This is a genomic window from Paenibacillus sp. 2TAF8 (assembly GCF_052114825.1).
Taxonomy (GTDB): Bacteria; Bacillota; Bacilli; order Paenibacillales; family Paenibacillaceae; genus Paenibacillus.
Map to the genome: position 1 here is coordinate 168,974 of NZ_JBFRFN010000006.1, position 13,790 is coordinate 182,763.

The following is a 13,790-nucleotide window of genomic DNA, read 5'->3' on the forward strand; positions in this document are numbered from 1 at the left end:
GAAATGCGATAATTAAAGTTACTAACTTTTTGTTCGTTTTGTTCTTGGTTTTATCTTAACATAAAGATATTTAAAATACAATACTTATCTGAATGAAGCTGGACAGTTACTGGTTTCGGTGGCAAAATGAAAAAAGTTACCATTCGCGTTGTATAAATTCACCACTGTTAACCTGAACAAAAGGAGAGAAGAAAGGTATGGCCTACCCGCCTTGGCTTGACCCGTATGATGCAGAGCCTTTTTCGGCATTCTCGACTTCACATATCGTATCGATGATCATCATTGTTGTACTTGTTATCCTCTTATTTCTTTTTCGGCATAGGCTTCGTTTAATGTCTGAACGTTCAAGCCGGCGAGTGCGCATCGGGCTGGCAGGATTCATGATCGGTTGTGAGATTGTACTACAATTCTGGTATGTGTATGGAGGAATTTGGAGTCTGCAGACATCGCTACCGCTGGAGCTGTGCAGTCTGTCGTTATTATTATCGGCTCTGTTATTACTGATACGTAAAAGATGGTTATATTCTGCTTTACTTTTCTCAGGTATTGCTGGTGCTCTGATGGCGATTGTTACGCCAAATCTCGGTTATGCTTTTGCTCATTTCCGCTTCATTCAATTCTTTGTTGCACATGCGATGATTGTTATTGCTCTTCTTTATATGACATGGGTGGAACAACTTCGTCCGGGATGGCGATCTGTTGCAGGCTCCATGATATTCGTGAATATTGCTGCGCTTGTGGTGTATGTTGTTGATGTGCTTCTTGGGGCTAATTATATGTTCCTGAGACATAAACCGAACACACCTTCTGTGTTAGATATGCTTGGACCTTACCCGATCTACATTCTTGGAGAAGAGGTTCTGGCTCTGTTGTTGTTTTCCTTGTTATACCTGCTGCTCTTTGCTATTCCGGAGTGGCTGAAACGTATCAGTGGCAAAAAGGAAAAGCAGCCGCAGATGTATTCCAAAAACTAACTTTCCTGAATCTGAGTTTTAATTAAGATAACCCGCAAAACATTCTGATCATCCAGAAAATTTGCGGGTTTGTTATATTTTTATACTAAAATACAGATGAAAGATTCATTTACACTTGAACGGAGAGGACAGAAAAAACCAGAGAAAGCGAAGCGTTCGCCTTTATCACCGGATTTTCCCCTTTGGAAAAGGGAATCAAAAAAGTATGGGGATAACAGCGATTAGAAGGTTATTCTGTCATCGGAGTGGAGGTGTAAATAAGTTCATCCACGCAGAAGGGATTCCGCGCCATCCACGTAGATTCGTGTGCCCGTCACATGAGAGGCTTCATCTGAAGCAAGGAACAGAACCAGACTGGCGACTTGTTCCGATGTTCCTGGTTCACCCTTGAGTGGATGCTCATGTCCTTCGGGGAACTCCACGGGAATCTGAACATCTTTCAGATCATCCGATGGATACGTATTGTCGTCAATGTTCGTATCAATCGCTCCCGGACATACGGCGTTAACACGAATTTTGTAACGAGCCAGCTCCAGTGCGGCCATTTTGGTAAAAGCGGTTTGACCGGCTTTACTGGAAGCGTATGCAGAAAATCCGATCCCGGAGAATACCCGGTTGCCGTTAATCGAGCTGGTGATAATAATGCTGCCGCCGCGCTCTTTCAGATGAGGGATGGCATATTTCACGGTTGCAAACGTGCCACGCATGTTAATCTCCATCGTTTGATCCCAATCTTCGATTTTCATCGTTTCAATTGGAGCCATGGCGCCATTAATTCCTGCATTAGCAAAAACGATATCTAGCTTGCCTGCTTCGTCTGCCGCCTTATTTATCGCTTTCTGTACATGATCCGGTTTTGAAATATCACATTCAATCACATATGCTTCGCCGCCAGCTTGTTCGATGATCTGTTTCGTTTCCTCAGCGTTCTCGGGTGTACGATCCAGCATATATACTTTGGCTCCTTGCTCGGCGAATCGAATTGCAGAAGCTTTACCGATACCTGAGCCGCCTCCGGTCACGATGGCTACTTTGCCTTTCAAGCGTTGTTCAGCCATGATTAATCCCTCCATGTGTAGAATTATTCTTGAACACTCTACTTCTAAATACCCGACATGGGGGAGGTGAATCATATGTGTTTATATTAAAAAACAGGGCCCCACAAGGCCCTGTTCGGTTTATTACTTATGTTTCTTCCAGTCCATTGAGCTGTTATTCAGCAGGTATTCAAAATCATTGTCCCGGCGCTTCTGCTCAGCTTTGCGAGCTTCCTCTGCCTGTAAACGCTCCTGTTCCTTGCGCTGCGCTTCAGCAGCTTTGGCTTCATCGGCCTGCGCCTTCAGTTTTTCGAGCACATCGCTGCTGAGCAGATCTTTGAGTGTGGTCGGTTTGTCCTGATTCTGGGCCTTGGGAGCTGGAGTATGTCTTTTGGATTTAGCCACTTGGAAAATCTCCTTTCACAACATAAATCATAGTCCACATCATTATAGTAGTCATAGTATATCAGGTTCATCGTGCGCATTCCATGAAGTTGAAGGGCAGATGCAGGAAAAAGGGCATATCACGGCGAATGAAGACAAGTATAAAACCATATAATGGTACCGATACTACGACTATTCCCTGGAGAAAGGAGTCGTTGTTCATGGAGGCAAACCGTAGTTTGTTGAAAGGGCTTGCATGGGGGATGGCCTTTAGTTTCCCACTATGGATTGCGGTTATCGGGTGGCTACATTTATTGGGATGGATGCATTGAGGTGTTGTCCGTGGCCGAAAAAGAGGTTTGATTCAGTTATTCATGTAAACGTTATCATTAAATAAGCTCTGCTCTGCGCCAGATGCACAGAACAGAGCTTTTGTTTATTCTTATAAGAGAGATTACTTCTTCTCCTCCGTAATCTTCACAGGTTCTGGATATTCCAGTCCGTGTGTATCAACGGTTACTTTTTTCATGACTTGGTCCGTAACCGGCTTGTCTCCTTCGCCGATTTGTTGTGCTGCAATTCCGTCAACCACGTCCATTCCTTCGGTAACTTTACCAAAAGTCGCATAAGAGTTATCCAAATAATCAGCGTCAGCCAGCATGATGAAAAATTGAGAACCGGCAGAATCGAGATTGTCGGATTTGCGTGCCATGGAGAGTATCCCACGAGTATGCTTCAGATGGTTTTTATGACCGTTAGAGGTGAATTCGCCTTTGATCGCATAGCCTGGTCCGCCTGAACCATTGCCGTTCGGATCACCGCCTTGAATCATAAAGCCCGGAATAACCCGATGGAAGATCAGGCCGTCATAAAAGCCTTTGTTCGCCAGTGAGATGAAATTATACACTGTATTGGGGGCAATCTCTGGATACAGTTCAATAACGATCTTCTGCCCGTCCTGCATCTCAATTGTTGCTACTGGGTTTGGCCCCTCCGGCGGAGCCGGAACCGAGGGTTGTGCAGCATTGCTTGCAGGTCGTACGCACCCGCTCACAACGATTAACAGCATCGCAAAGACAAGCGAGACTGCGGTTGTTTTTTTCCATCGTGAAAACATGAATTATGTTCCTCCTTGGTTCGCTGTTATAACGAATTTCATGAAATATAGTTTGGTTATTTCTTCAACTATCATACCGTTTCCGGGTGCAGAATGGCAATGCAAGCCGTGTTAATCTGGTGAACTGGGGATGGTCTTCAAGAGAGCATAGGTGTAAAATAAGGAAAATGCTTCCGCATCAGGGGGACGTACGGGTCTGTTCCGTCCGCTCCAAACACGGCAGTCCCGGCGTCATTTACGGAAAGGACGTGCGGGGATATGAACTTCTCTTGGAAGCGTAATCTGATCATATTGTGGACCGGTGTCTTTTTTTGCAGTACGGCATATTCAATTTCAATTCCATTTTTGCCCTTATTTCTAAGCAGCGATCTGGGCGTGCACAATCATCTGGAATTCTGGTCAGGACTTTCTTTTGGCATTACCTTTCTTGCAAGCGCTCTTGTATCACCCTTCTGGGGATCGCTGGCAGATAAATATGGGCGCAAGCCGATGTTAATTCGTTCAGGATATAGCCTGGCCGTCCTGTATCTGATTAATTTTTTTGTGCAAGATCCGTATTCACTGATTGTGGTTCGACTTTTCCAAGGGTTGCTTGCCGGATTTGTGCCTGCGGCAATTGCACTGGTAGGGACCAATACACCTGAGGAGAAGACAGGATATGCATTGGGCATTATGTCTACAGCGGGAGCTACAGGTGGTATTATCGGTCCACTGCTTGGTGGGTTTGTCAGCCATTATTATGGCAACCGGAGTGCATTTCTATTTTCGGCGGTAGTTGTGCTGGTGTCTGCGATCATTGCAACCTTCTGGGTCAAGGAAGAGAATTTTAATCGTAACAAGGCCCGTTCGCATGTTATGGATGACATCCGTGAAGCTAGAGCGAACCGGGTATTTGTCACTGTACTCAGTATGATGGGCATATGTACCTTTTCCGTTATGATTCTCGAGCCGCTATTAACGGTATATGTCATGGAGATGGGCGTTCAGCCTGATCGGGCTTCCTTAAGCTCAGGGATTATTTTCTCGGCGGTAGGGGTTGCCACGGTCATTATGGCTCCGCGTTGGGGCAAGCTCGGGTCAAGGATTGGTTTTGGGAAAGTGTTAGTGATCGGACTGATCGGTGGGGCGGTAGGCAATTTGCTGCAGTTTTTCACTACAGGCTATGTTGCGTTTGGCATATTAAGATTTGTCTACGGGCTCTTTTTTGCGGCAGTGTTTCCTGCGATCAATGCGATGATTGTGCAAGTTACTGAACCGTCATTTCGGGGACGAGCTTTCAGTTTGAACCAGTCTGCTGCTCAGATTGGAACGATGGCAGGACCAATCATCGGTGGTGTCCTTGGCGGCTGGCTACCCATTCGCTGGATATTTATCATTAACGGTCTAGCACTTCTGGCTACTGCAATAGCGGTGAAATGGTCCAGACTGGAGTACAAGATTCCGGGAGCGGCCAAAGCTGTGGAGAAGTAACAGCCCAGCTGTAATGAGATGTTAAAACGCATCACGTCTAGTTATTGATTTATTTAGAAACTAGGATTTGATATGGATATGGATACGAATAGGTTTCTTATATGGACAGGAGATGGCGCGGAGATGAAGTTGTCATCTTCTTTTCTATAGAAACCAGGGCAAGCTTTGAAGTGGAAAAAATAAAAGAAACCCCTACTTTGCGAGGTTTCTCCGGCATCATATTCAGCGCAAAATTGCGCATACATACCTATTCATCTAGTCGCGACGTTTTAATTGTAGATTACATTCAAGATTTATCCGAAGAGGGTTCATATGAAGGATGATCTTTGGGAATGGCATGTTGGATCGCACCTTGCTGATCTTTGTCCTCCAGTGCACCAGGGAAAGAGCCTTCTGTGAAGAGTCCAAAATCAGGATCGATATCCCGCTCTGTAACAAGGTTATTCGTTTTTTCGCGTTGTACTTTCTGATTATTGTTGGTCATGTCAGCAGCTCCTAATGTCAGAATACGCCGATTAAAACGACTAACGTGGCGGCAGGATATTCTGTTGTGGTTTAGCGTCAGCTCCAGCGCCGTTTAACAGATCTGTACCATGCAAGGCATCGGGATCAGGTGCGGCGGGGTCCACCGGGCTGCCGGGTTGCACCAAATCTGCATCAGGTACAGATTCCAGTGGAGTCTCCGTCAAGCGGGATTCCAAACCTTCTTCATCTACAGCAGATGAAGAAACGGGTGGCAGTTCCGATTCTTCCATCTCAATTTCAATACGGCGCCCAGAAACTTCATCGAAGGTATCCATGTCGCCTTCCGGTACTTCGGTTTCAGGAGGAATAGCACGGGACCTCTGGTAGCGGTCATAATAGCGTTCACTTTCTACGTTGCTAATTGGTTTATCAGACATCATCAGCACATCCTTCCATACAAGTTTGTAGTACAAACGATTCTACATAGTAAACCCATCATTTCAGTATTTCATCACCATACCGAGCATGATATTGTCCCCGTAAATAGATCAGGTTATGTCAGGAGTTCGTTAGAATTTCGGAAATACATACTTCACGAGGAAGTAGAGAAAACCAAAAAAGATAATGATATATGCGGCATATTTAATGAATGTAGAAGCGACCACACTTGAATCTGATTTGTGTTGTACATCCTTATGTTCAACTTCTACTGTACGATGAGGCTCATTCATTGTAATCATCTCCTTGTTAGTGAGTGTTTGTGCTTTGAAAAACCATTACACATGATCCACAGGGTTGAATCGCCAAACCTGTTTTTACAGCTTTTCTTGTTTTGGCTATGTTATGATAAAGCCTGGATACATAAGGAGGGTGCCTCATGGACTGGTACACACTTGGTAATATGATTACGCGTATTCGGATCGGACAGAAAGCGTCCACTCCGGGATTTTCCCGTACCGTTATTCGTCGCCCGGATGGATTATTTTGGGTTGGTGGTATCTGGTCCGGTCAGGTCGTTCAGCTACGTGATTTTTTGTTCACTGACATATGGACCATTTACGATGATGAAGATACGAAGCAATGGCTTGAGTTTCGAACGAAAGTGGAACAGAAGGAACGTGAGATGATCGAAAATCAGTATGAGGACTTACGGGAGTAATGGAACTTGTATAACAATAAAATGGAAAAAAGACTATAAATCTACTTATATGTGAATTTTGATTTTGTATAAGAAGGTGACATGATAAACGGTGGCGAATGATATATGAGGAGATATCAAGAAGAGAAAATAAAAACTTTGAGGTGCTGTGAATGAGAGATGTACCCAAAGCGATCATCGTCTTGTGGATGACGGTCTGGATGATTCTGTGGTTGCCGCATGGACTTGTACTTGCCGCACCAGAAGAGATTCGGCAGCCTGTATCCATTACAGGATGGGAAGTGAAATGGGGGAACGCGGGCGATCAAGGTTTCATCAGTGAGGCCATGGGTAAAGATGAGATTTGGGAGAAACAAAGCACCGATCAGATGATGGACATTACGAAAGAACCATCCGGATCTTTGTGGTCACGTTTGACAATTCCCTTTTTGCCTGATGGAAGTTCAGCGATTCGTTTCGAAAATATTAAAGGTACTCATATTGTGATTTATCTTGAAGATCGGAAAGTATATGAGAATTATCATTATAATTACGACAATAATGCTGTTTTTTTACCGTTATCAGCTGATAATTCTGGGAATACACTTTATATTTGGGCGCAAAATGAAAGAGGATGGGTGGGCATTCAAGGTGATGTCCAAGTCGGGCCATACGCCATGCTGCAGGAGAAGTATATCCATAATGGGTTAATTGATATCATTCTGGGTTCAACTTTTGTATTCACCTCGCTAATAATGCTGAGTTGCACATTCTTCCTGGGGCAGTTTCATAAAGGATTATGGGTATCGCTATGTGTCGTGATGGGTTCCATAGGGACAATGGTGATCACTTACTCTCAATTCTTGTACACCTTCTCTCAAGTGTATGGTGACTTGTATTCAGTTATGTTTGATCTATCCATGCTTCTCGGGATGCCCGCACTTTGTTATTTCTTTGAACAAATTATCGGACCAGGAGTATACGGAATATTTACCAAACTAAGAAAAATTCAGTGGGCTTATTCCATAATAGCAGTGTTCTCATTGTTTATATACGTCGTATCGGGTGGGCAATGGGATCTATTGTACAGTCTGCTTGTACAGCATGTAGTTGGTATCGTACTGGTTATTCTACTTACCATCCTGCTGGTTGGTACAATAGCCAAAGCGCTGCAGCGTAACCGTGAAGCAATCCTGTTAGCATCCGGTTTTGGCACGTTTTCTCTGATCAGTGTAGTCGAACTGTTGTGGTATTATCAGCGCAATGGGGCGTACCATCTCTTGTGGTGGAAATGGTCAATGGTGGCCTTTGTCATCTCGTTAATTGCTATTCTTGGAAGCCGTTTTGCGGAAAAGCATAACAAAGTACTGGAGTACTCCAAAGAGCTGGAGTTGTTCAACAACGAATTGCAGCGATCCGAGAAGATGGAGATCATTAGTGAGCTTGCCGCTTCGGTTGCTCATGAAGTGCGTAACCCACTTCAGGTGACGCGAGGATTTCTTCAGCTTATGACAGAGCAGGAGGATAACAAAAATAAAGGATATGTGCGCATTGCATTGGAAGAACTCGACCGGGCTTCAGGCATTATTACGGATTTCCTTACCTTTGCAAAACCCGAATTCGATCACATTATTTCATTAAATATTTCGGATGAATTTGATCACATCGAAGGTATACTTGTACCGATGGCTAATCTGGAAGGTGGAAAAATTACAACGGATATTCCGCCGAATATTTATATTCGTGGAAATTCTTCGAAGTTTAAACAGGCTTTTATCAACATTATTAAAAATAGTATTGAGGCGTTTCAGGGTGGACAAGGTCAGATTGATATCTGGGCATACTCACAGGATGGAACAGTCAAGGTGCATGTCAGAGATAATGGCGAAGGGATGAGCGAGGAAGCCTTATCCCGATTAGGAGAACCGTATTTCTCCAATAAAATCAAAGGCACTGGGCTAGGTATGATGGTTACCTTCCGTATCGTGGAAGCGATGAATGGACAGATCAGTTTTAAAAGCACAAAAGGGGTAGGAACAGAAGCTGTTGTATCTTTTCCCGAGTTCGATAAATGACGGACTCGGGAAGGATACCCAGTTTAATGTTCTACCCCTGATTTTTTAGTTTGCCAAGATTAAAACTATCTCCAAGGTCCGCAATTGACGTCATAATTGACCTTGGAAGGGTTAGGTGGAATGACAAGAACATAATCATTTTGCTGCTCCTCGACTGTGCGGATCTTGATATGATCAGGAATTGTAATACCAAATGCCTCGCGCAGTGCTTGCTTAGGATTGGAATGTAGTTGTTGTCTGAAGTGCTCATCTGTCCAAGCTTTCTCAATAATATCCTCATGCAACGTTTTTTCTGACACCATCATCGTCAACATTCCCTTCATATTTAGATTAAACTGAATTAGCTTGTCCCTTTATTAGCAGTTTCGGACTGTGATTCGCTGATCCAGTAGTGAAACCCACCTTGATAAAGTCCTTTTTTACGCTGTTCAATTTCCTGAATAGCTTGTACCAATAATTTGCACAGATAAGAATTCAGGGAAACTAATTGTGGTAAATCGTCGTTAGAAGATGTAAGTGTGTCATTGAAGTGATGTGCTATGTCTGCATAACTGTTCATGAATTGTGAGTTAAATATATTGTGAGATGTAGATTCATTAAGAGGGAAAGTCGGATATTCTTGCTGGAGTGCTGCGGATATGTGAGAAAGATAGCTGTTGTAGTTTCCGTGTTCAGCATCTTGTTTCGTGTCTGTAAAGTCATCCGTCATCTGAAGAGTCATGAGTACGATGTTCAATCCAGCACAGATTGAAGTTATTCGATCTGTTTGCCCCAGTAAAAGCAGGGAACCGATGGCCCCTAGTAGTGACGGTGAAGCTTTCTGGGCGATAAGAAGCGGATTTTGCTGAAAGTAATCCATGTGTAATTCACCATTCACGCTTACTGCCCAGTCCTGAAGAAGCTGTCTGAAGTAGTTCCAGAAGGCAGAAGAAGGTTCAAATAATGCACTATAGACTTGAAGAGCATCCATGTAACAAAGATTTCCCAAAGATAACTTCAGCACCGCATCCTCAGTTGGCTCATCCATGACATCATCCAGATTGAGAAAATACATCATGTGTAACAAGCAAGCTGTACTAAGTTGATGAGCCTGATCTGGCGAAAGTCCATCTGTGTATTGCATCCATAAGGGCGTGATGTAACCAATGGAACTGTGTTCCGAATCTCTCCTGACGGGATTGAGCAAACGGAGTTGTTCAAGTGCGTGATCTGCCAGTGAGTCAGGGTATTGCCGAAGCCGCTCTTCAACGGATTCAAACACCGCCTTCACGTCAAGCATATACGGATCTAGCCATTCTCGCTGCATGATATGAAAACGTCCCTCCTGCATTAGATTATGGAATATGCAGTAAGATCAAGAAGTTACATACAGTATAACTCAAATATTTTGAAAAAAATAGGTTTTTTTGTGCTCATTTGAGAGAAAATTGATGACATTTTGGATTTTATAGCATAAAAAGTTGTAATTTGGGTTCAAACTAGGAAGGCAGAGGATATCGACATATGAAAGGCGGATAAACAATGAGGATCAAATGGAAATCATGGCTGGCAGTCGGGGCAGCTGTTATTATTATCGCGGTTGCACCAGGCCACACTGCTTTAGCTGCTCCAGCGGAGCCGCAAGATGGGAATCCGTCCGAATCGGACGGAGGGAATAAAAAGCCTTGTATACAGGCGGGGCATGGGCTGTTTATGATCGGTGAAACCGCTGATTTGCTCGGGATTGGACTCCGTGATTTGAAGCAGGAGATGGAACGCGGCAAAACCTTGGCTCAGATTGCGAAGGAACGCAAAGGACTCAATGAGGAGCAGTTGCTGCAAAAACTAAAACCGACGCTGTCAGAGCGTTTAGAACAAGCAGTGAAAGAAGGTTGTCTCACCAAGGAACAGGCTGCAGCAACTCAAGCCAATATGGATGTGAAGTTAAAAAAGGTTGTGAACACACCACTTACCGAATTACGACGTGAATTTACACACCATGGGAAACATTCAATGGTAGATAAAGGGGCAATAGCGAAATATATCGGAATTACACCTGAACAATTGCAAGAACAGTTGCATGCAGGCAAGTCTTTAGCGGAAATTGCACAAGCTAAGGGGATCAGTGAGACGCAGCTAGTAAATCAGTTAAAGGAGCAGTTAACAGGTGATTTGCAAAAGTTTGTTCATCAAAAACGACAGAGCCATACTGTCCCTGTTCATCCGGGGCATGTGCCCGGGCGAACCACTTCAAACGAAGTGAGATAATCGCCTTACTGAACAAATGGACTAGTTTACGAAACAAAATGAGAAAGAATATAAAGAGCGTCCTCCGCAGGGAGAACGCTCTTTATATGTTACTTTGCGTGCACTAGAGATCTGAGGGGTTTTTAAGGGTATTAGACCTCAGTCACTTGATAATGCCAGCTAAATGCTGCTGTCGCTTCTATCGATTCGTCTTTAAGAAGCTCTGGCTCTTGGGTGCCGTACCAATAGTAGGGCTTGGATTCTGGGGGCGTTTATCAGTACTCGTTAACCTGTTGCTAAACGAATTGGACACCCGTATCTTCCTGCGTGTTAATCCAACCGTGAAGCGAGAGCCTGGCAGCTTGGATAGTGCCCAACTAATGCCAAGAGCAGTCATTACGGTGACAGCAAATGAGATGATCGTTACAGGCAGATGCCACCCGCTAAGATGTAACGGTCTGGTAACATATGCGATGGCATAAATGACTAAGGCATGGACCAGATAACCACCGAAGGAATAGCGCCCAATCCAGGCGAGCAGACGCTGAAACCATAGGTTTTTACCGTTCAGCAGAACAAGGAAGCCGTAGAACATAAGCATCTGAGCCATAATACTGATGAACGTGCTGGGTTTTAGGTAAGTTGAAATATTTAGGTTCATTGTATCTTCCGACCCGCGCAGCACATCGTATCCCATCCAGATATACATCATGATAAAAACGGCAATGGTGCAAGGCAGGGCCTTCACCGTCCATTTCCTCCAGTTCTCCACCGTCCAGGCGCATACCGCTCCAAGTAAAAAATAAAACCAATACATAACCCATGAGTATGAACGGTATTCCAGCAGGCTTGACCATGGCTCTGACAACACTTGTGTCCAGTTATACATATCGTAATATGACCATTTCATGAGCCCGATATAGAGTATGGCTGCAACGACTATGATCGCTAACATAACTTGCTTCTGAGTCAAACGCTTGAGCTTTTCCAGCCGCTTACGAACAGCGTGAGCTGCCGCGAGAAACAACGGAAACAGAATATAGAACTGGAATACCATCAGCACAAACCAGAGGTGATATCCCGTCTGGGGGATAAATAGTTCATCCATAAAGCTCCTCAGATCCGGCATACCGGAAGTCCAGAACGTAGGAGTGAATATACGCACAGCTAACCAGTAGATGAGCGTCCATATGAAAAAAGGCATATAGATATCACCAAACCGCTTTCCGATAAAGCGGGGATAATCCGGTTTTGAATGGCGATGATGGTAGAATAACATCACACCTGATAAAAATACAAAGGTGGGTGTACCAAACCTCGTCAGATGATAAATCATCGTCATCATGATAGAGTCGGGCTGCTCAATGTCCGGCCGATAGATGTATTCAGCAATGTTATGCTGCATGACGATGGCCAGAAAAGCTAACCCGCGAAGCTCGGTCCATTCGGCTATTTTCGGTTTTTTCATTTGCATTCCTCCCTTGGGTAGCCAGGGTCATCATCTAAGACTACCCTCCAAACATTAACGTTGCATTAAATAGGAGAAAAAAGGAACTAAAAAAGGATGGCATAGGCCATCCTTTTTACTAGTGATTTTATGATAGTTACTGGTTGGATTCCCCAGATGCTGAGCTATCGGAAGCTGCATTATCTTCTTGGAATAGCTTTTGAATATAAGCTTGAAGCTTGGGCACATTTACACCTAATACCTGAGCGGCCCCGGCTCGTTCGTTCGTCAGCAATTTATTCGGGGGAATCTGCTGCTGATCGATTTCGTTCACACGAATATCAAAACCTAGAGAAGCGAGTTTCAACATTTGGGTTGGACTCAGATCTGTTTTGATATAAGGGGCGATGGCTTCTAGCATATCAGGAATTTTAAAGAGTGAAGTGGTGCTCTGCATCTTCTTGGCAAGTTCGGTCATAAAGATACGCTGACGCTCTGTACGTGTGAAGTCGGAGGTCGCATCATGCCGGAAACGAACATACTGGAGGGCGGTCTTGCCATCCATATGCTGCAGCCCTTTTTTTAAATCAATATCATACATGTGTTTATCCGCTTTGCTCGTGTAGTACATATCTTTTTCCACATCAATATCGATACCATCCAGCGCATCAACGAGAGCCATGAAGCCTGTAAAGTCGGTGTAGACATAATGCTGAATCGGTATACCGAGCAGGTTACTGACCGTCTCTTTGGTTAATTCGGCTCCCCCGAAGGAGTAGGCAGCGTTAAGGCGATTTTTGCCATGGCCTGGTATCTCAACGTAAGTGTCACGAAGCACGGAAAATAGATGAGCTTTTTTGGAAACGGGATCAATGGATGCCACCATCACCGAGTCTGAACGCCCCGCGTCATCCCCTCTGGAGTCACCTCCAAGCAGCAAAATATTGACTCTTTCCTGGCCGTCCCACTTCGGAATGACGACTGAGGAGGTGTCGGAGTCTGGTGTGTTGTTTGAATCGCTGCTCGAAGTGGCGCTGGAGGCAGTCGAGATGCTATTGGCAAAATGAACAATCGAATATCCGTAGTAGACAATGACTCCTGTTACAGCAAGTGCCAAGGTCAGGGCTGTCCCCCATAACCATTTTTTAAGCATAATCTTCACCTTTCTATGTATAAACTGATAGATACCCAAACTAGTTTAACAAAAAGAAAGCAAAATGTCCTCCTTAACTCCGAAAATACGTAAAAATACGATATTGTTTTACGAATTGTTTGTTTGATGAGAGTTTGGCACACATTGTGGAGATTTTCGTATTTTCATGCCTTTCTAAACAGTAAACATTCCCGGAATACTCTCAATAAAGAATATCTTTATTTTTTATATTCTGGTTTCGTTGTTAAGGGAAATTTACATAAAAATAAAATGCCGTATATTCACTCCAAGAACATCTGTGTCG

The 13,790-nt window shown here is 44.1% G+C and carries 15 protein-coding genes; 5 read left to right on the forward strand and 10 right to left on the reverse strand.

Annotated features, from left to right (window positions below; translation table 11 throughout):
- The first annotated feature begins 197 nt into the window (after window positions 1-197).
- Entirely contained in the window at window positions 198-974 is a 777-nt protein-coding gene (locus tag AB4Z30_RS10890; protein WP_441926112.1) for a YwaF family protein, read from the forward strand.
- A gap of 263 nt (window positions 975-1,237) precedes the next feature.
- On the opposite strand, the gene AB4Z30_RS10895 is transcribed toward AB4Z30_RS10890, so the two are convergent.
- The 3 genes from AB4Z30_RS10895 to AB4Z30_RS10905 all read right to left on the reverse strand — a co-directional run bounded on the left by AB4Z30_RS10895 (window position 1,238) and on the right by AB4Z30_RS10905 (window position 3,512).
- A complete protein-coding gene (locus tag AB4Z30_RS10895) occupies window positions 1,238-2,032 on the reverse strand; it encodes an SDR family oxidoreductase (protein WP_441926114.1) in 795 nt (264 codons plus the stop codon).
- 123 nt (window positions 2,033-2,155) lie between these two features.
- A complete protein-coding gene (locus AB4Z30_RS10900) occupies window positions 2,156-2,416 on the reverse strand; it encodes a YqkE family protein (RefSeq protein WP_441926116.1) in 261 nt (86 codons plus the stop codon).
- A gap of 433 nt (window positions 2,417-2,849) precedes the next feature.
- Entirely contained in the window at window positions 2,850-3,512 is a 663-nt protein-coding gene (locus tag AB4Z30_RS10905; RefSeq protein ID WP_441926118.1) for a peptidylprolyl isomerase, read from the reverse strand.
- A 258-nt stretch (window positions 3,513-3,770) separates the two neighbouring features.
- Here AB4Z30_RS10905 and AB4Z30_RS10910 point away from each other — a divergent pair, with 258 nt between their 5' ends.
- Window positions 3,771-4,982, forward strand: a complete 1,212-nt coding sequence (locus AB4Z30_RS10910) for an MFS transporter (protein ID WP_441926120.1) — start codon at window positions 3,771-3,773, stop codon at window positions 4,980-4,982.
- Between the two features lie 286 nt (window positions 4,983-5,268).
- On the opposite strand, the gene AB4Z30_RS10915 is transcribed toward AB4Z30_RS10910, so the two are convergent.
- The 3 genes from AB4Z30_RS10915 to AB4Z30_RS10925 all read right to left on the reverse strand — a co-directional run bounded on the left by AB4Z30_RS10915 (window position 5,269) and on the right by AB4Z30_RS10925 (window position 6,178).
- Window positions 5,269-5,466, reverse strand: a complete 198-nt coding sequence (locus tag AB4Z30_RS10915; RefSeq protein WP_441926122.1) for a hypothetical protein — start codon at window positions 5,464-5,466, stop codon at window positions 5,269-5,271.
- Between the two features lie 40 nt (window positions 5,467-5,506).
- Window positions 5,507-5,887: a hypothetical protein gene (locus AB4Z30_RS10920; RefSeq protein ID WP_441926124.1), complete on the reverse strand. Its 381-nt coding sequence runs from the start codon at window positions 5,885-5,887 to the stop codon at window positions 5,507-5,509.
- A 129-nt stretch (window positions 5,888-6,016) separates the two neighbouring features.
- The gene (locus tag AB4Z30_RS10925; RefSeq protein ID WP_192895060.1) at window positions 6,017-6,178 is read right to left on the reverse strand and encodes a hypothetical protein; all 162 of its coding nucleotides are present in this window, start codon (window positions 6,176-6,178) and stop codon (window positions 6,017-6,019) included.
- Between the two features lie 146 nt (window positions 6,179-6,324).
- Between AB4Z30_RS10925 and AB4Z30_RS10930 the strand changes: the two genes are divergently transcribed.
- Window positions 6,325-6,606 carry a hypothetical protein gene (locus AB4Z30_RS10930; RefSeq protein WP_441926126.1) on the forward strand — a complete coding sequence of 94 codons (282 nt, stop codon included), beginning with the start codon at window positions 6,325-6,327 and terminating at the stop codon, window positions 6,604-6,606.
- Between the two features lie 152 nt (window positions 6,607-6,758).
- The gene (locus tag AB4Z30_RS10935; protein WP_441926128.1) at window positions 6,759-8,660 is read left to right on the forward strand and encodes an ATP-binding protein; all 1,902 of its coding nucleotides are present in this window, start codon (window positions 6,759-6,761) and stop codon (window positions 8,658-8,660) included.
- 65 nt (window positions 8,661-8,725) lie between these two features.
- On the opposite strand, the gene AB4Z30_RS10940 is transcribed toward AB4Z30_RS10935, so the two are convergent.
- Complete coding sequence (locus AB4Z30_RS10940) at window positions 8,726-8,965, reverse strand: NHLP leader peptide family RiPP precursor (RefSeq protein WP_441926130.1); 240 nt, start codon at window positions 8,963-8,965, stop codon at window positions 8,726-8,728.
- Window positions 8,966-9,000: 35 nt separating this feature from the next.
- The gene (locus AB4Z30_RS10945; RefSeq protein ID WP_441926132.1) at window positions 9,001-9,966 is read right to left on the reverse strand and encodes a hypothetical protein; all 966 of its coding nucleotides are present in this window, start codon (window positions 9,964-9,966) and stop codon (window positions 9,001-9,003) included.
- Window positions 9,967-10,181: 215 nt separating this feature from the next.
- Here AB4Z30_RS10945 and AB4Z30_RS10950 point away from each other — a divergent pair, with 215 nt between their 5' ends.
- Window positions 10,182-10,907 (forward strand): hypothetical protein, encoded by a 726-nt coding sequence (locus AB4Z30_RS10950; RefSeq protein WP_441926134.1) that lies wholly within the window; start codon window positions 10,182-10,184, stop codon window positions 10,905-10,907.
- Between the two features lie 178 nt (window positions 10,908-11,085).
- Here AB4Z30_RS10950 and AB4Z30_RS10955 read toward each other — a convergent pair whose 3' ends face one another.
- Window positions 11,086-12,354 carry an acyltransferase gene (locus AB4Z30_RS10955; protein WP_441926136.1) on the reverse strand — a complete coding sequence of 423 codons (1,269 nt, stop codon included), beginning with the start codon at window positions 12,352-12,354 and terminating at the stop codon, window positions 11,086-11,088.
- Between the two features lie 136 nt (window positions 12,355-12,490).
- Complete coding sequence (locus tag AB4Z30_RS10960; RefSeq protein WP_441926138.1) at window positions 12,491-13,486, reverse strand: LCP family protein; 996 nt, start codon at window positions 13,484-13,486, stop codon at window positions 12,491-12,493.
- Window positions 13,487-13,790: the final 304 nt, after the last annotated feature.